This window comes from Amycolatopsis rubida, assembly GCF_900115345.1.
Classification (GTDB): Bacteria; Actinomycetota; Actinomycetes; order Mycobacteriales; family Pseudonocardiaceae; genus Amycolatopsis; species Amycolatopsis rubida.
Window position 1 is genome coordinate 343246 of sequence record NZ_FOWC01000003.1, and the last position, 15924, is coordinate 359169.

A 15924-nucleotide genomic window follows, 5' to 3' on the forward strand; every position below is an offset into this window, starting at 1 on the left:
GGACTAGCTCCAACGGTCAGAGTCGGACCGAGGTCAAAATGGGGGTCACTGCGCGGCTTCGTTCCATGTGCGGATTCCCGGGCACGACGGACATCGACGTACCGGAGAAACCGGTTACCGGCGGCGAACTTCTCGACGCAAGCCATGGTCAAACCTCTTCCATGCTGTGCGGGGGCCGCACGGTGGGAGAAACTGCGGACCGCGCGGCCCCCTGCGGACGCGAACTGACGGCGAATTGGGAGAATTCATGCCGTGCGCTCGTCTGCGCCCGAAGAAACGCACGATGGCAAGGAGCGCTCTTGCCCGGCAGGCGATCAACCCTGCTTTCACCGCGCGCCACTGGCACCACACCTGCACACCACGCGGTGCGCTGCCAGCGATGGTCATGACCGTTGCCGCGGAATTCACGCGGGTCGGCGACGGACCCGTTTCTGATGACAGAAGTTGCGTGTCCGTCGAACTCCGCCTGTTTTTCAATCAGACACTCGATTTTCGGCGAAGCCGATGCTGGTACGCGGCGAGGCCGGAGGAAACCGCACTCCGACCCTGCGCGCAAGACCTGACTGTTTCGTTCGGAGTCTGCGGCGTGCCGCCCCACAAGCGAGGAGCCGGCCAGGTGGCAGTGAATGCTCTCCGAAATCCTGCGCATGATGCCGGGCGCGCGGTGCCGCGCGGCCCCGTGCGCGGCAGAGGTCATCTGCAACCGCCGCCAGCTGCGCTGCTCGCAATCCCGTCGGGTCAGGCACCCGCGGCACTGTGGAAATGGAGGGCAGATCATCGGTGCGGGAACCACAGATCGACCGCAAAGCGCGTGGAAGCCGAGTGCCTGGTCCGAAGAAATCGCCCTGCCCATATCGTCGTCGTTGACCAGATGATCCAGCCCGTTGTCCTGGCAGGTCACCCAGATGGGACGTGCCGAAGGAGTACGAGCGCCCCGGCAATCCCAACGCTGCGCAGCGTCGCCTGAGCGAAGGCTGTCGGCCGAGTCGTTGAGTACGTGAGCCAATGCCTGCATGCCAGCCTCCTTCCGGACGTCCGGGTCGCGTTCGTGCTGGTAATGACCATCGGATGAAGCTGGGGCGCATGTGGAGGCCAAACTGGGGCCATTTGCGGCTGGTCTGAGGCCAAGTCGGGCCCTCCGGCCGCTCCGGGCCAAACGGAGGCCACTTGCGGCCGATTCGGGGCCACTGGCGCTCGACGCGCGCGCGAGCGATGGTTGCTAGCTACGGTGGATGGAGAGGAGGCACACGGGATGGCCGATCGATCGCCGCGTACGCGGCTGGAGCAACTGCTGTTCACTCGGAATCTGTCGCTGATCGATTTCGTAGACCAGTTCTCCGAGCGCGCGAACGATGCTGGGATTCGTGCGCACACCTCGGAGCGTTCGGCGAAGCGGTGGTTGCGAGGTGATCCCGGCAGCCCGCGCGCGGAATCCCGCCGAGTACTGGAGTACTGGTTCGACGAGCCAACGGAAGAGCTGCTCGGTCCGCCGAAGGCAGAGGTCGCCTCGCACCGCATGTCCCCACGGAGCGAACAGGAACTGATGGTGAACGCCGCTCGCGAATCGTCCGAGCACGCTATCGAGTCGTCCTCGGCAATTGACCCATCCGCGCTGGAACAGCTGCACGCAGCAGCCGGACAAGCAGCCCGTGACTACTACGTGACGCCGCCCCTGACAATGCTGACCGACTTATTGCAGCAAAGGGACATGATCTATAAGCAGCTCGACCGGACGCACAAGCCCCGTCAGCAAGCGGAGCTGTACCTGCTCGCAGGGCAAGTATGCGGACTGCTGTCCTCAGTGTCGTGGGATCTCGGAAATGCCGACGTCGCCGAAGAACAGGCGCGCGCGGCCTACACCTACGGCAGCATCATCGATCACCCGTCGTTGCGCGCGTGGGCACGTGCGTTGCAGGTCACCGTGGCCTTGTGGTGCCGCCCGCGTCGCGCTGTGGGCATTGCGGAGGGAGCCTTGGAGGACGCTCCGGCAGGGACGGCCAGTGCCCGGCTGCATAGTGTTCACGCACGCGCTCTTGCTCTAAGCGGCGCTCGCGACGAGGCACAGTCCGCGCTTGACGCGGCGACGATCGAGCTTGATCGCGCGGGCGATGACCGCTTCCTGGACGAGGTCGGCGGCGAGCTGGCCTTCGACCGTTCGCGCGCGGCATTGTGCGGTGGCGCTGTCTACGTCGCGCTTGGCGACGGTCGGCGTGCTGAAACCGAAGCCAGCCGCGCGATCGCGTTGTTCGGTCAGATGCCCAAGGAACGGCGGTGGGGTGCGGGTGCGCTGGGTGCGCAGGTAGACCTTGCTACAGCTCGGACGTTGCATGGCAATCTCGCGGGTGCCCAGGACGCACTGGTGCCGGTGTTCGCGCTTGAGCCAGCTCGGCGGACCGAAGCCATCACACAACGGCTGTCCGCCCTTGGTCGCATGCTCGGTCAGACTCGTTACCGCGGCGCGATCGAGGCCGCGCATATCGGCGAGGACATCGAGGACTTCACCGCCGCGAGCCTTGCCCGCATGACTGCCCGTCCGGCCTTGCCTTCCGGGAACTAGCGGACACCGAGCTGGGGCCTACCTGGCGTCGTCGCGGCTGCGTTCGCGTGCGTCCCACGCATCGAGGATCGTGCGCTCTTTGTCCGGATCGATGCCTTGTTCGCTGGCACGCTCGTGGTCAACGGTGCCTGTGCCGCTGCGCAGCCATGCCCAGGTCGCGGTCGCGGTGTCGAACAGCGGTCGAGTAGTCAAGCCCGCCTCACGAGCCTTCGCGGAGTCGACGGCCCAAGCGCCACGGTAGGTGCGCCAGAGCGGCAGTTCGGTCCACTGCGCGACGCCCTGGGCGACGAGCCAGTCCTCGTCGGTGATCCAGGTGAAGGTTGCATCCGATTCGGTCACGCGCTGGCAGGCGGTCAGGAAGTCGGACATCGTTTCCCGTCCGCTGGCGGTTACGTTGAAGGTGCCGGCTGGCCCGTCCGCCTTCGCGGTGTGCAGCGCGAAGGCGGACACGTCGCGAACATCGACAGGTTGGACGCTCCTGCTGGGCTGGCCCGGTGCGAGCACCCTGCCGCCGCGCGCAACTCGGTGCAGCCACCAGGGAAGCCGCCCGACGTACTCGTACGGCCCGAGGATCACGCCGGGCCGCAACAGCACGGTGCGGTCGGGGCCAAAGACCTCGGCGATGGCGCGTTCGCATCCGGCCTTGCCGAAGCCGTAGGTTGAGGGGCCGGGATCGCCGTCGTAGCCGAAGTCGGGTCCGGCATCGCTGGGGCACTCCAGCACGGCCGAGTTCTCCGTGAGCGGTTCGACCGGCCAGCCCTCGTACACCGACACGGTGGAGATCAGCACGTAGCGACCCACGACTGGGGCGAGGGCCGTGGCGACGGCGAGAGTCTCGCGGGGGACGAAGCCGCTGGTATCCACGACGGCATCCCACGGTCCGGCCGCAGCGAGTCGATTGAGGTCTTCCGGCTTTGTGCGATCCCCTCGAATGCGGGTGACACCGGAGACATCGGTCCCGGATTGCCCGCGGCGGAAGGTGGTGACCTCCCACCCGTCGGCGAGAGCATCTTCCACTACCGTGCGGCCGAGGAACCAGGAGCCGCCAAGCACCAGCAAACGAGCCATGCCGCCCATCCTGGCGGATGCCAGGATGGCGCGCTACAGGCCCTATGAGCACCGCCACTCGGTGAGCCACACTTGCTGCGAATGCCGGATGACTTGCCCTGCGGACAGTGCTCGACCTCGGTCAATCTGACTTGCCTGACGCGATCGTCGGCGTGCGCCGATGACAGTCGGCTGCACTTGCCCGGACTACCTCATACGAGTGAACCTGTCGCTGTTTGTGTCTCCCTGGCCACTCTCCGGCATACCTTAGTAAGTCAAGATCGCCGGTCCGGGAGAGCCGTCGGTCGGTTTGGCTAGCTCCGGGGAGGGAGCGAGCACATGCAATCTGGCGTGCGCGGAAACTTCGCGGCGGCTCTGCGGTTTCGCGAGTTTCGCACGATGTTGGTGACCGAGACGTTGTCGGTTGCTGGAGACCAGCTTGCCCGGGTTGCCCTGGCGTTGCTGGTCTACGGTCGCACGAACTCGGCGTCCCTCACTGCGTTGAGCTATGCGTTGACCTTCGCGCCGGCGGTGCTGGGCGGTTTCCTCCTGTCCGGCCTCGCGGACCGGTATCCGCGTCGCACGGTGATCGTCGTGAGCGACGTGCTCCGGGGCTGTTTGGCGATCTCGATGGCGATTCCTGGTCTCCCGTTGCCTGCGTTGTGGTGCATCGTCGGGGTGTTGACGTTGGCCAGCGCTCCGTTCAAAGCCGCACAACTGTCCCTTCTGCGCGACGTGCTTCCGAACCGGCTTTACCAAGCAGGGCTTGGCTTGCGGCAGATCACCACTCAGATCGCACAAGTGGTCGGTTTCGGATTGGGCGGCCTGCTTGTCGTCGCCATTCAGGTCGAAGGAGCTCTGCTGCTCAACGGTGCGACGTTTCTGCTTAGCGCGCTGGGCGTTTTGCTCGGCGTGGCAGCCCGTCCGGCGTCTCGGGACGCCTCGGCGGCAGCAGGCCCGTCTGCGGCGAGCCGCGACTACCTCATCGGTCGGCAGCTTGTCGCGCCGGTGATCTTGATTTCGCTTGTCGGCCTGTTGGTCGTCCCCGAAGGAGTTGCCGCGCCGTATGCAAGCGCGGTTGGCGCGACATCATTCACTGTCGGCGTGCTGATGGCGGCGGATCCCATCGGCAGCGTCCTGGGCGGATGGTGGGCCAGCCGCGGGGAGCCGGTGAACTCGCCGCGGGGAGTGCTGGTTCCGGCGGTTGCGGCGGGTCTTCCTCTGCTGGCCTCAGCCGCGATGCCGTGGTTGGCCGGGTCGGCGGTGCTGTGGGCGATCTCGGGCGCACTGTCCACGGTTTATCTGATCCGGCTGCAAGGAATCGTCGCCGAGATCGTGCCGGACAGCAGGCGCGGGACTGTCATGGGCAGGATGAGCACCTGCCTACAAACCTCGCAAGGGGTGGCGATTGTCGCCGCCGGCCTTGCGGCTGACCAGGTCGGGCCCGTGACCACAGTGGCAGCGTCCGGCCTGATGGCGTCTGTGCTTGCCCTTGGTGCCGCGATCGTTTGGAGAGGGGCTCGTCCACGCCAGGTGAGATCTGCCGAGGACGAGCCCGCGTCAGGAGCGCGAACGCCGTCACCAGTCCTTGCTGCGCATGAAACCCCCTCCCGGGACATCCAGCCGCAGGAAGGGCCGAGCCTGGGACAAGTCGTGTAGCCGCAGCCCTCCCCGTGGGAACGGAAGCGAGTTCAGTATGCAGCATGTAACCGATCCGGGGCAGTCTCGCGGACTGAGCCGGGTGAAGCGCTGGGAGTTCTGGTCACACCCCGTGCGTGTCCGTGCGTTTGTGATGACCGTGGTGCTGGCGGCGACGGTAGTCACGGTCGCCGCCGCGGTGTCGGCTCGCGTGACGTTCGAGGACATCCGAAGTTGCCTCGTTCTCGTCGGGCTCGGGATCGGCGCAGCCGAAATGGCTCGCCAGGTCGAGCGCCGCCGCCGCAGGTTCGCCGATACCCCGCACGTGAACTTCTCCTCGGTCTGGACGTTCGCGGCATCCCTCGTGCTTCCGGTCGCGCTGACGGTTGCCGTCGTCGTCGCGCTCTATCTGCACTTGTGGCTGCGGAGCTGGCGCGGCATTCCAGGCGTACACCTGCACCGCACGCTGTTCAGCGCCTGCAACGTGATCTTGTCTTGCCAGATGGCGGCATGGTGCGCTCGCGGCGTGTCCGTCGTTCCGCTCGGACACGACCTCGGTGTCATGAGCTTGCTCGGAGCGGCCGCGGTGATCGGGGTGTTCTTCACGGTCAACTCGGCGCTGGTCGGCACCGTCATCGGGATGTCGCTGGGCACATCCTCGCGGAGGCGTCTGACTGGCCCGGCAGACGAGAACCTGCTCGAACTGGCCACGCTGTGCATGGGCCTGGTAACCGCGGTGCTGCTCACGCTAGCCCCCTGGCTGGTCGTCTTCCTGGTCTTCCCTTTGTATGCGCTGCACCGTTCTGCGTTGGTCCGGCAGTTCGAACACGCGGCCACCCGCGACTCGAAGACCGGGCTTCTCAACATCGCCAGCTGGCGGGCGCTGGCGGAAAGCGAACTGAAGCGGGCGGAGAAAGCAAACGGGAGTCTCAGCATCCTGCTGATCGACGTCGATCACTTCGCTCTGGTTAATGTCGTTCACGGCGAAGACGTCGGCGATCGCGTCCTCAAGGAGGCAGGGGCCGCGTTGAGTTCGGTCGTGCGGAACACGGACCTGTGCGGACGACTCGGCGGTGACGAGTTCGTGGTGATGCTGCCTGGAAGCAGCGCGGACGAAGTCCTCGCCATCGCCCATCGCGTTCGCGACAGCATCGCGGCAGCCGAGGTCGCGCCCGCGTCCGGAGGCTCGCCCCGGATCACCGTCTCGATCGGCACCGCGGCGTATCCCGCTGCCGGAACTGACCTAGACGACTTGCTTCGCGCTGCTGACAATGCCCTCTTCGCGGCAAAGGACCGTGGACGCAACCGGGTGGTTGTCAGCTAGGCGGCGTGGTCTCGTCCTCCAACGCGGCGATGACGTGCCGCTGGGCAGACCAACTGGCCAGCGGCCTCAGCATGCTCAGCAACTCCTGGCCGTCCGCGCTGAGCCGGTACCAGACCTTGTTGAACTTGATGCCCTCGGCGCGCCGCTCGATCAGGGCGTTGGCTTCGAGCCGCCGCAGATGGCTGCTCAGCACTTTCGAGCTGAGCGGCTTGGCGTGGCTAGTCCAGCCCTGCTGTTCTTCGGCTTTGTTCACCTCGTCGAGGAGTTCGGTGTAGCTCCGCTCGCCGACCGCGAGGGTGGCAATGACCGCGACTGTCCACTGTCCGCTCAGGAGCGTCAGCAGCTCATGAAGACTCCGGCGGTACGACACGTTCCAGTCGTTCACCACTCGGTGTCTACACGATCACGGCACTCCGTGCCATTGCGGCGCGAACCCGGCTGACCCGAGCCGCGGACATTGGTCTGAATGGGTGGCAACTCGTCGTGCTACTTCAAAGTCGCACGGGTTCTTACGTTGCAGTCGCACGAGGTCAGCGGGCTAAACCTGGGACTCACCGGGGACAACTGCCCCGGGGACGGAAGCAGCGAGGCGCCCGGCAGCCGAGCCTCAAGCCGGGCTCCTCGTGTCCCGCCCGAGAACCCAGACCCAGAACGATCGCCGCGCCGACGGCAACACAGCGCGCAGACGGCTCACCCGTTCGCAGGCGATCACCAGACGCGTGGCGGACAGTTCGCTCCCAGGACCTTTGGAGACACCATGGCACGCAGAAACGCATCTGGTCCGGCAGGACCAGTGCGCACCGCGTCCTTCCCGGACGGGCTGGATTCCCTGCTTCTGAATCCCGCCGTATCAGACGCTGAACTGCGCAGAGAACGTGTTCGCGCGGCACTCAGTCCGGTCACCGTTCTCCCGTGCCTGGGCGGCATCATCGTTACCCTCGTCGGGCTGATGACCGGAATCGGTGTGGTCGTGGTGTGCGCGGGCGTCCTGGTCGTTGGCATGAGCGTCGTCGCTGGCCTGGACCACATCGCCAACCTTCTGACCGATCATCGTCATGATGCCGGGAGTCCGTGCCGGCTGGATCGGGTCCGAGGAGAGTTCTTCTTCCGCAGCCGCGACTTCAGCGAACTCGGCGAAGCGCACCATGCGGCGCGGATTTTGATCGACAGCGTGGGAGAACTGCACCGCAGCCCGGCACGAGCCTGGATCGACCCGACGATTCCGGGCAAGGTGCACCGGCTCGTGTGGCAAGCGTTGTGCTGCCTGGACCGAACGCGGGCAGCCCGCAGCCTCGCCGTCGAACTGGCCGCAGATCCCGGTTCCGCGGTCGGCGACCTGGCGGTCGCGGCCCGCGAGTCGGTTGGCGTGATCGATGGCGCGCTCAGCGAGGTCGTCCGGCATGTGAATGCTTGCCTCGTGCTGGTCCGGGAATGGGAGGCAAAGCTGCGGCGCGCTGAACTGGCCGACCTCACGGACCACACGCTTGCGGCGCTGCCGGTCGATACGGATGTTCGTCGCCTGTCGGAGTTTGCGGAGGCGTTGCCGCAGAACGTGTTCGCCTACGTCACCGCCGCACGAGACGTCCTAGGTGCCGGAGCCTTCCCATGGGAGCAGCGCTTGCCCGATTCCGCTGGAGAGGAAGGCTCGTCGTGATGCCGAAAGCAGGGCCGCTGGCCGGCTGTCCGTCGGAACTGGCCGTGAACCCGTCCGCAGACTCGCAAATCGCACCGATCGGCACCGATCAGCCGACCGCCGAACCCGGTGGAATTGGCGAACATTCCGCAACTCCAGCCGACCCTCAGAACGTTTTCTGTCACCGGGGGCAGTCGATGATGTTGATTCCGGTGCTCGGAGCCGCCAGCGTCGTCGCGGGACCATGTTTGCTAGCAGCAGCGGAACGAACGACCGGCACCACCGTGGCGGCGAGCCGGTCCGCGCGCACGGCATTGACCGCGGGCATGTCGGTGGCGGCGGCGGGTCTCGGCTGCATCGGGCTGCCCAAGCTCGGCGCGACGCCGATCTGGGTGGCTTGGTGCTGGGCGTGTGCGCTGGGATGCGGCTTGACGCTCACCGACCTACGTTGCAGAAGGTTGCCGTTTCCGATGGTGGCAGCGTTGGCGGGCGGAGGTGCTGCGCTCCTGCTCTTCGACGCGATCGTCCACGGAACCTGGATTCGATTCGGCTTCGCCTGTGCGTCGATGGTGGCATTACTGGGTCTTGCACTGCTGGTTCAGGTGTGCGCGCCGGAACACACCGGAGGGGGCGACACGGCCTTGTATGCCGCGCTCGGGCTCTACCTCGGCTGGTTCGGATGGGACGGCCTGCTGCGCGGCCTGCTGATCGCCAGCGGGCTCACCGCCCTGGTAGCCCTTGCCGTCACGCTGTCGTCCAAGAGCATGAATTCGCGATTTCCCGCTGGCCCGCCACTGCTTGTTGGCTCATTGGCCAGCATCCTGTTGACCTAGGCACATGGCAGCCTTCGCAAGAGCAGACTGCCATCGGAATTGATACCGCAGGAGACGGGGAGGATCTTGTGAACAACTTCGGTGCTGGTCGTCGGCAACTACACGTCGTCCTGGCCGGTGCGGCTGCCATGCTGCTTGCGGGGTGCAGCGGTGGGAACGTGCCAGCGCCGACTTCCCCGTCTCACCTGTCGGCTCCGACGCAACCGTCCTCGGTCCCCAGTTCATCGGGACCCGAGCAGCGTCAAGCGGTCGAAGCTGCCTACCGCCAGTTCTGGCACAGCACGTTCCACACCAGCGACAAGCCTGAAAGCACCTGGCATGACGCGGTCGCCGCAGTCGCGGTCGACCCCCAGCTCACGACGGCCTTGGGCGCGATGCAGACGCAGAAGCAAGCCGGGATCACGGTGTACGGCGATGTCACCACTCGAATAGTCTCGGTTCAGATCACCGGTGTTTCCGCGAAAGTAGTCGACTGCCAAGACACTTCGAAGGCAGGCCAGGCGGATGCCAAGACTGGCAAGCGGAAAACCGTTGGCGTACCGCGGAATCCGGTCAATGCGGATCTCGAGCGTGACTCGGCTGACGGTCGGTGGAAGGTTTCTCAAGTCACGTTCCCCGGCGGGACATGCTGATGGCCCGCCGACGCATTGCGCTTGTCTCGACCGGCGTCCTTTGCCTGTGCGGGGTATCGGTGACTGGCCTGCCGTCACCGGCCCTGGCCGACCCGCCGCCGTCGAGCAACGACGATGGCCAGGTCATCGTCGTTCCGGGAGACGTGTCCGGTCTGGTCGCGCCGCCGCACATCGACATGCGGGCGTTGGATCAACGGGGCCAAGCACCTGTGCGGCCTGGCGGTCCCGGGAAGAAGCCGGCCGGTGCCAGCGGCCAAGATCAGCAGGCCGCGACGGGCTCCGGTAATTCTGCGAATGCGCCGAGCGGGCTTCCGCCAGGTTGTTTTGTGGGCGGCTTCGGTGCAGGTGGTGCTCCGGGCGCTGGCCGTCCAGGTGGCAGTGCGTTCGGAGTGCGGTGTCTCCCGCCGCTTCCCGCGAACAATGCGCCGGTGCCGCCCGGTGGCGCGCCTGCGCCCCCGCCGTTGCCGACTCCGGCGCAGTTGGCGGCGCAGGCGTTCGAGCAATTGCGGCTTCCCTTGCCAGTGCCGCGGCATTCACCGGATGTGCATTTGCCGGACGGGTGGGACGCGACGATCGTCGGCGAGAACACCTGGGTGTGGACTGATCGCGCGGTATGGCATCCGGCGGTGCGGCGAGTTCAGGTCGGACCGGTGTGGGCGGAGGTGACCGCGACTCCGACGGGCATGACGTTCAACTCGGGCACTGGCGGATCGACGTCGTGTTCGGGGCCGGGCACGCCATATGACCGTTCCTACGGTCTGCACGCCGCGAGTCCGGATTGCGGGTTCGTCTACACCCGCAGCTCGGTTGGACGGTCGGGTGACCAAGCCCGCGCGGAGTGGGCGATCCAGTGGTCGGTCAGCTGGGTCGGGTCGGACGGAACCGCTGATGTCGACGGGGAATTCCCGCAGATGCAGTCAAGGGCCGGCGCCAGCTTCGCGGTCGCCGAGGTACAGGCTTTGCGCGCGAAGTAGCGCAGGGAATTCGACAGACAAATAGCTGCATACAAGAAAGTCGCACTTCCGGAAATGAGTAAGGAGTTTCCCGGTGGGTACTGCTCTGTCTTTTTCACGGCCGCGCCAAGCGCGTGCTGACGACTCGGCGCTCCATGAGCGGCGTCGGGACGGTGGCGAGCCGCGGGTGCCGCGGCGGCGGAGGTGGTGGCTGCTCGGCATCGCGGTCGTGCTGGCAGCCGGGGCCGCCTCCGGCAACTACGTCCTGATCGCGGGCCAGGACGAACGGGTCGACGTCGTGGTGCTGACGCGGGATGTGGGCTGGGGTCAGCGGATCGGCGACGGGGATCTTGGCATCGCGAAAGCGGTTCCAGACCAGGGACTGTCCGCGATTCCCGCCGCTGACCGCGCGGGCGTCGTCGGTCAGGTCGCACGCTCTGCGTTGCCCGCCGGCAGCGTGCTCGCGCCTCGCCAGCTCTCTGCGCAGCCGGTTCCTGGCCCCGGTGAACGCCTGGTCGGGCTCGTGGTGAAACCGGGGCACCTGCCCGCCCGCGGCCTGTTGCCCGGCGATCTGGTCCAAGTCAGTCCAGTCGCGGGAGGAACCGGGGCAGACCTCGGGCAGCCGTCGGTGAGCGTTTCCGGGCCGTTCGACGCACGTGTGGTGGGCACCGGTCCGCCGGACTCGACCGGCGCGGTCACGGTCGATGTTGTCGTCGGCGCGGATGCCGCGTCCGCAGCGACCGGCGCTGCTGCGGGTCAGGTTGTTGTGGTCCAGCTCGGGCCGGGCTCGTAGGAAGCGACTTCGTCTGGGAAGGAGGTGAGGGTGTTGGCGATGATCACGATCGTCTCGGGCAAGGGATCGCCCGGCGGGACAACGACGTTGGCCGCGCTGGCGGCAGTGTGGCCTGCGCCGGTGCTGCTGGCCGACTGCGACCCGGCTGGGGGCGACCTCGCGCCAGGCTGGCTGGGCCAGTGGCTCGTGGCCGGCACGATCCGCGCCGATCGCGGGGTGCTGTCGCACGCGACAGCGACGCGCCACGCGACGACGGGAGACCCAGGTGCGCTGATTGAGCACGTCCAGCCGGTGCCGCCCGCACCGCACGTGGGCTTGCTCGTGGGGTTGATGTCGCCGGGCCAGCACTCCGCGATCAGCGCTGCCGGGTGGACACGGTTGACCGCGTCGCTGGCCGCGTTCCGAACCGCGGCCGGGCGTCCCGCAGACGCTTTGGTCGATGTCGGCCGCTTCGGCGCGGCCACACCGTGGCCGTTGCTATTGGCCGCCGACGTGGTGCTGGTGGCGGTCCGCCCCACCCAGCGGCATGTGCTGGCCGCGCGCCCGGTGCTGGCCGAACTCGCCGAACGGATCGTGCCTGAGCGGCTCGGCCTGGCGGTGTGCGCGACGTCGCCTGTGGGCACCCACGAAGTTCGCGCCGCACTGGGCTGGGATATCGGTGTGGAAATGCCGGTCGACGGCCGGACTGCCGCAGTGCTCTCCGACGGGAATGACGCAGGCGCTGTTCCGGGCCGGTCCCCATTGCTGCGCGCTGCACGCCGGGCCGCGCGTCGGCTGCACGGTACGCACCACAACTACACGCCCGCCGAATTGCGTGTCCCGGCACCGCGTGTGTCTGCTGGCGTATTGACCGGAGGACTGCGATGACATTGCCTCACAACGGATATCGTCTGCCCAACGACCCCGCCGATTACCCGATTGCGGTGCCGCCGGCACGCGGACTGCCGACGAACCCCACGCTGGCGGGGCGACCGGACTCCCACGCCGTCCGGGCGATCCGGGAATCGGTCGCGGCCCGGCTGGAGCGAGTCGCGGCCGGGGAGGCTCACCTGGACGGGCCTTTGTCGGCAGAAGAGCAACAAGCCCGGCTGCGCGCGTACGCGGCCGAGGAAGTTGCTGCCTGGGTTGTGCACCGAGCTGCCGACGGGCAACTGCCGCTGTCCGTTGAGGACGAATGCCGGTTGACCCGGGCGGTAGTGGCCGCGTTGTCCGGGCTGGGCGCGCTGGAGGAGCTTCTGGAGCGCGATGATGTGGAGAACATCCATGTGCACGGTTGCGACCGCGTTCTGCTGGAGCTGGCCGACGGGTCGATCGAGCGATGGCCGTACCCGGTGGCCGACACCGACGCCGATCTGGTGGAAATGCTGGCCGCGATGTTTGCCCGCCAGGGCCAGACCGGTCGCGAGTTCAACGCCGGCCGTCCGTTGGGGAACCTCCGCATCGGCGCTGGCGGCCCGCTGGGCGCTCGGGTCGCGGCCGTGATCGAGGTCAGCGACCGGCCGCGGGTGGCGATCCGGCGTCATCGCCTGGTCGACGTCGCGCTCGATGGCCTCGTGGCCAACGGCACCCTCGACATCCCGGTTGCCTCGTTCCTGCGGGCGGCGGTGCTCGCTGGCTGCAACATCATCGTTTCCGGCGGGCCGGCTGCCGGGAAGACCACCCTGCTGCGCGCGTTGTGCGCCGAGATCCCGGATGGCGAACACGTCGTGACCGTCGAGGAGGAGTACGAACTCGGCCTCCACACCGGCTCTCGGCTTCTGGTGACGCCGTTGGAAGCTCGGCCGGCGAACTCGGAAGGGATCGGCGAAATCACTCTTGACGATTTGCTCAAGCAGACCTTGCGCCACTCGCCGAGCCGGGTGATCGTCGGGGAAGTCCGTGCCGGAGAGGTCACGGCGATGTTGCGTGCGCTGGGCAACGGCGCGACCGGCGGGATGTGCACCTTGCACGCGACCAGCGCGTCCGCGGTGTTCGACCGGATCGGCGCGCTCGGGCAACTGGCCGATCCGCCGCTGGCGATCCAAGCCGCCCACCAATGGACCGCCTCGGCGATCGACCTGGTCGTGCACGTCGCCCGCACCGACCACGCCCACCTCGGCGCACACCGTCGGCAGCGGTACGTCTCCGAGATCATCGAGGTCGGCCCGGTCGGCGATTCCGGCCGTCCGGACACGACGAGGATCTTCGCGCCACGCGCGGCCGACGGCCGCGCGGTGCCCGAGTACGCACCCAGCCTTGATCTGCTGGAGCGTCTGGAGCGGCACGGCTTCGACCGCGTCCGCCTCGACGCCGCCGATCCGCAGGCAGGCACCGGAAATGTCACCGGTTTTCCGGCTGGAGGTCGGCGATGACGAGCATGTGGCCGGGTCTGCTCGGCGTGGTCGCGGTGCTGGCGCTCGCCTGCGCAGGCGTGGCGTTTGTCCCTCCCGCTCAGGTAGCGGCAACCAGGGCCCGAGGCTCGGCTCGGCAGCGGCTGCGCAGGTGGCGGTCTGTCGCGGAGCGGCTGCCGGTGCGGCGAGTCGCTGTAGCGGTTGCCGCGGGCGTGGCGGTGTGGTGGGCGACCGGGTGGCCGGTCGCGGCGGTGGTGGCCGTCGCCGGGGCGGTGACCGTTCCGGTTCTGGCGCGCGGGCACGACGCGCAGCGGCTGATCGCCCGTTTGGACGCGTTGGCCAGCTGGGTGCGGCGCCTGGCCGACGTGCTGGCGTCCGGCGCGGGCGGATTGGAACAGGCGATCACCAGCTCGGCCCGCACCGCCCCCGACGCCCTGGCTGCGGAGGTCGAAACGCTCGCGGTGCGGCTGCGCACCCGCGGCCTGGAAACCGCGCTGCGCGCGTTCGCCGAGGACGTGGGCGACGAGGCCGCCGATGAGGTCGTCCTCGCCCTGATCCTGCGCGCTCGCGCGGGAGGGCGCGGCCTGGTCGACGTTCTCGACGCGAAAGCCACCGCCCTGGAACGGGAGGTCGTCGCTCGCCGGGACATCGAAGCCGACCGTGCGAAACCGCGCACCGATGTGCGCACGATCCTGGCCATCACCGTGGTCCTGCTGGTCGGGCTGGTCCTGTTCGCGCGGGAATTCCTCTCGCCCTTCGACGGGGCGTTGGGCCAGATGGTGATGGTCGGGATTGGCGGTTTGCTTGGCGCGGCGGGATGGTGGATGCACACCCTGACCAGGACTCGTCGCCCCGCACGCCTCCTCGGCGATGCGTCGCGCATCCCCGTCGGTGCGTCGGCCGCGAAGCGCACGGCAGCCCAGCCTGATGCGGAGGCGCTGCGATGAGCCCCGGGACTGCCGCTGCTGTTGTCGGTGCGGTAGCGGGATTGTCGCTGGTGTGCGTGATTCTGGCGCTGGTGCGTCCGGCCCCGGTCAACCTCGCCGCTGCGGTGGCGGAACTGGACGACCGCGCCGCGCGCCGCACAGATCCTGCGCTCCCGAGCGGTCGCTGGTCTGCTCGATTGCGCCGCATGGCCGTGTTCTCGGCGCGGTCGTCAAACCGCTGGTGGGGCATCCCGGCGGACGACCTCGATGTGCTCGGCCAGACCGCCGAGCGCTACCTCGTTCGTCGCCTGGCGTGGGCCGGTGGTGCCGCCGCCACGGTGCTGGCGGTGGCGGGAATGGCGTGGTTCGGCGGCATTGGCTTGTCCGGCACGGCGGTTGTGCTGGTCGTGCTCGCCGCCGCTGTCGGCGGATCGGTCGTGCCGGTTCTGGCTGTGCGGGAGGACGCCGATCGGGCGCGCGACGAATTCCGCCGTGCCACCGCCGCCTATCTGGATCTGGTGGCCCAGGAACGGGCGACCGGACGCGCTCCGAGCCAGGCGCTCGGAGAAGCCGCTGCCGTCGCTGATTCCTGGACGTTCACACGGATCAGCCGAACGCTCGGCCGAGCGATGCGGGCCGGGCACACCTCGTGGGAAGCCTTGTCCCGGCTGGGCAAACGAATGGGCGTGGTCGAACTCGCAGACCTGGCCGACATTCTGGCCACGGCCGCCGACGGAGCCGCGATCTACAGCACGCTGATCGCGAAAGCGGCTGCATTGCGCTCCGCCGCGCTCGCTGCGGACAAGGCCGACGCCAACTCCCGCTCACAGCGGCTCGCGCTCCCCGTTGCCGTCCTGCTGGTCGCGTTTCTCCTGATGGCCATGTATCCGGCGCTGATTCGCCTGCTGACCGGAAGCGGCTAGCCCAACGGCCGGAAACCGTTGCAGCGCAACCTACTACCTCGTCGCAGCAAGGAGTTGACCACCCATGATGCAGATTCTGGACCACCGTCTCGCCGCCGCGCGGCACTGTGCAGCACGGCTCACGCTCACGGTCGGCCGTGTCGTGCTGCTTCTGTTCGCCGCGGTCGCGGCCCGTTGGGAGCGGGTTCGTGCTTCCGGCGATCGTGGGTCGGAGAGCGTGGACAAGGCCGTCCTCGTCGCCATCGGACTCGCGGTGGCCATCGGCCTCGCCTTCGCGATCCGGGCCGTAGTGGAGGAATTCCAAGGCCAGATCAAGAAATGACACGAAGGAGGCA

Annotated in this window: 16 protein-coding genes; 13 read left to right on the plus strand and 3 right to left on the minus strand. The window is 67.7% G+C overall.

The genetic code is table 11. The features are described 5' to 3' along the window. Positions 1 to 148: 148 nt before the first annotated feature. Entirely contained in the window at positions 149 to 1015 is an 867-nt protein-coding gene (locus tag BM362_RS46840; protein WP_143132434.1) for a hypothetical protein, read from the minus strand. A gap of 237 nt (positions 1016 to 1252) precedes the next feature. On the opposite strand from BM362_RS46840, the gene BM362_RS15955 reads away from it, so the two are divergent. Continuing rightward, positions 1253 to 2557: an NsdA family TPR-like regulatory protein gene (locus BM362_RS15955; protein ID WP_093573643.1), complete on the plus strand. Its 1305-nt coding sequence runs from the start codon at positions 1253 to 1255 to the stop codon at positions 2555 to 2557. Positions 2558 to 2575: 18 nt separating this feature from the next. On the opposite strand, the gene BM362_RS15960 is transcribed toward BM362_RS15955, so the two are convergent. After that, positions 2576 to 3625, minus strand: a complete 1050-nt coding sequence (locus BM362_RS15960) for an NAD-dependent epimerase/dehydratase family protein (protein ID WP_093573644.1) — start codon at positions 3623 to 3625, stop codon at positions 2576 to 2578. A 318-nt stretch (positions 3626 to 3943) separates the two neighbouring features. Between BM362_RS15960 and BM362_RS15965 the strand changes: the two genes are divergently transcribed. Together BM362_RS15965 and BM362_RS15970 are read left to right on the plus strand one after the other, a co-directional pair. Further along, the gene (locus tag BM362_RS15965; protein ID WP_093573645.1) at positions 3944 to 5263 is read left to right on the plus strand and encodes an MFS transporter; all 1320 of its coding nucleotides are present in this window, start codon (positions 3944 to 3946) and stop codon (positions 5261 to 5263) included. Positions 5264 to 5345: 82 nt separating this feature from the next. Then, positions 5346 to 6566: a GGDEF domain-containing protein gene (locus tag BM362_RS15970; protein WP_167545331.1), complete on the plus strand. Its 1221-nt coding sequence runs from the start codon at positions 5346 to 5348 to the stop codon at positions 6564 to 6566. Here BM362_RS15970 and BM362_RS15975 read toward each other — a convergent pair. Continuing rightward, positions 6559 to 6951, minus strand: coding sequence for a winged helix-turn-helix transcriptional regulator (locus BM362_RS15975; protein WP_167545332.1), 393 nt, complete (start codon positions 6949 to 6951; stop codon positions 6559 to 6561). The genes BM362_RS15970 and BM362_RS15975 overlap by 8 nt on opposite strands. Before the next feature lie 372 nt (positions 6952 to 7323). Between BM362_RS15975 and BM362_RS15980 the strand changes: the two genes are divergently transcribed. The 10 genes from BM362_RS15980 to BM362_RS16020 all read left to right on the plus strand — a co-directional run bounded on the left by BM362_RS15980 (position 7324) and on the right by BM362_RS16020 (position 15911). Further along, positions 7324 to 8220, plus strand: a complete 897-nt coding sequence (locus BM362_RS15980) for a hypothetical protein (RefSeq protein ID WP_143132435.1) — start codon at positions 7324 to 7326, stop codon at positions 8218 to 8220. Further along, a complete protein-coding gene (locus BM362_RS15985; protein ID WP_244287187.1) occupies positions 8220 to 9032 on the plus strand; it encodes an A24 family peptidase in 813 nt (270 codons plus the stop codon). The genes BM362_RS15980 and BM362_RS15985 overlap by 1 nt, the downstream gene beginning before the upstream one ends. A 68-nt stretch (positions 9033 to 9100) precedes the next feature. Continuing rightward, the gene (locus tag BM362_RS46845) at positions 9101 to 9664 is read left to right on the plus strand and encodes a hypothetical protein (protein WP_143132436.1); all 564 of its coding nucleotides are present in this window, start codon (positions 9101 to 9103) and stop codon (positions 9662 to 9664) included. 428 nt (positions 9665 to 10092) lie between these two features. Then, on the plus strand, positions 10093 to 10638 hold the full coding sequence (locus BM362_RS15990) for a hypothetical protein (protein ID WP_244287173.1): 546 nt from the start codon (positions 10093 to 10095) through the stop codon (positions 10636 to 10638). Positions 10639 to 10804: 166 nt separating this feature from the next. Continuing rightward, positions 10805 to 11410, plus strand: coding sequence for an SAF domain-containing protein (locus tag BM362_RS15995; RefSeq protein WP_244287174.1), 606 nt, complete (start codon positions 10805 to 10807; stop codon positions 11408 to 11410). A 39-nt stretch (positions 11411 to 11449) separates the two neighbouring features. Next, positions 11450 to 12277: a CpaE/TadZ family protein gene (locus BM362_RS16000; RefSeq protein WP_093573858.1), complete on the plus strand. Its 828-nt coding sequence runs from the start codon at positions 11450 to 11452 to the stop codon at positions 12275 to 12277. Beyond that, on the plus strand, positions 12274 to 13761 hold the full coding sequence (locus BM362_RS16005) for a TadA family conjugal transfer-associated ATPase (protein WP_093573650.1): 1488 nt from the start codon (positions 12274 to 12276) through the stop codon (positions 13759 to 13761). The genes BM362_RS16000 and BM362_RS16005 overlap by 4 nt, the downstream gene beginning before the upstream one ends. Then, on the plus strand, positions 13758 to 14687 hold the full coding sequence (locus tag BM362_RS16010; protein WP_093573651.1) for a type II secretion system F family protein: 930 nt from the start codon (positions 13758 to 13760) through the stop codon (positions 14685 to 14687). Before BM362_RS16005 ends, BM362_RS16010 begins: the two co-directional genes overlap by 4 nt. After that, on the plus strand, positions 14684 to 15589 hold the full coding sequence (locus BM362_RS16015; RefSeq protein ID WP_093573652.1) for a pilus assembly protein TadB: 906 nt from the start codon (positions 14684 to 14686) through the stop codon (positions 15587 to 15589). Before BM362_RS16010 ends, BM362_RS16015 begins: the two co-directional genes overlap by 4 nt. Before the next feature lie 64 nt (positions 15590 to 15653). After that, positions 15654 to 15911, plus strand: a complete 258-nt coding sequence (locus BM362_RS16020) for a hypothetical protein (RefSeq protein ID WP_093573653.1) — start codon at positions 15654 to 15656, stop codon at positions 15909 to 15911. The last annotated feature ends 13 nt before the right edge of the window (positions 15912 to 15924 follow it).

Excerpts from the sequence above, each read along its gene's own strand:
- BM362_RS46840 (WP_143132434.1), bottom strand. The coding sequence starts at position 1,015 with ATGCAGGCATTGGCTCACGTACTCAACGACTCGGCCGACAGCCTTCGC.
- BM362_RS15955 (WP_093573643.1), top strand. The coding sequence starts at position 1,253 with ATGGCCGATCGATCGCCGCGTACGCGGCTGGAGCAACTGCTGTTCACT.
- BM362_RS15960 (WP_093573644.1), bottom strand. The coding sequence starts at position 3,625 with ATGGCTCGTTTGCTGGTGCTTGGCGGCTCCTGGTTCCTCGGCCGCACG.
- BM362_RS15965 (WP_093573645.1), top strand. The coding sequence starts at position 3,944 with ATGCAATCTGGCGTGCGCGGAAACTTCGCGGCGGCTCTGCGGTTTCGC.
- BM362_RS15980 (WP_143132435.1), top strand. The coding sequence starts at position 7,324 with ATGGCACGCAGAAACGCATCTGGTCCGGCAGGACCAGTGCGCACCGCG.
- BM362_RS15985 (WP_244287187.1), top strand. The coding sequence starts at position 8,220 with ATGCCGAAAGCAGGGCCGCTGGCCGGCTGTCCGTCGGAACTGGCCGTG.
- BM362_RS16000 (WP_093573858.1), top strand. The coding sequence starts at position 11,450 with ATGATCACGATCGTCTCGGGCAAGGGATCGCCCGGCGGGACAACGACG.
- BM362_RS16005 (WP_093573650.1), top strand. The coding sequence starts at position 12,274 with ATGACATTGCCTCACAACGGATATCGTCTGCCCAACGACCCCGCCGAT.
- BM362_RS16010 (WP_093573651.1), top strand. The coding sequence starts at position 13,758 with ATGACGAGCATGTGGCCGGGTCTGCTCGGCGTGGTCGCGGTGCTGGCG.
- BM362_RS16015 (WP_093573652.1), top strand. The coding sequence starts at position 14,684 with ATGAGCCCCGGGACTGCCGCTGCTGTTGTCGGTGCGGTAGCGGGATTG.
- BM362_RS16020 (WP_093573653.1), top strand. The coding sequence starts at position 15,654 with ATGATGCAGATTCTGGACCACCGTCTCGCCGCCGCGCGGCACTGTGCA.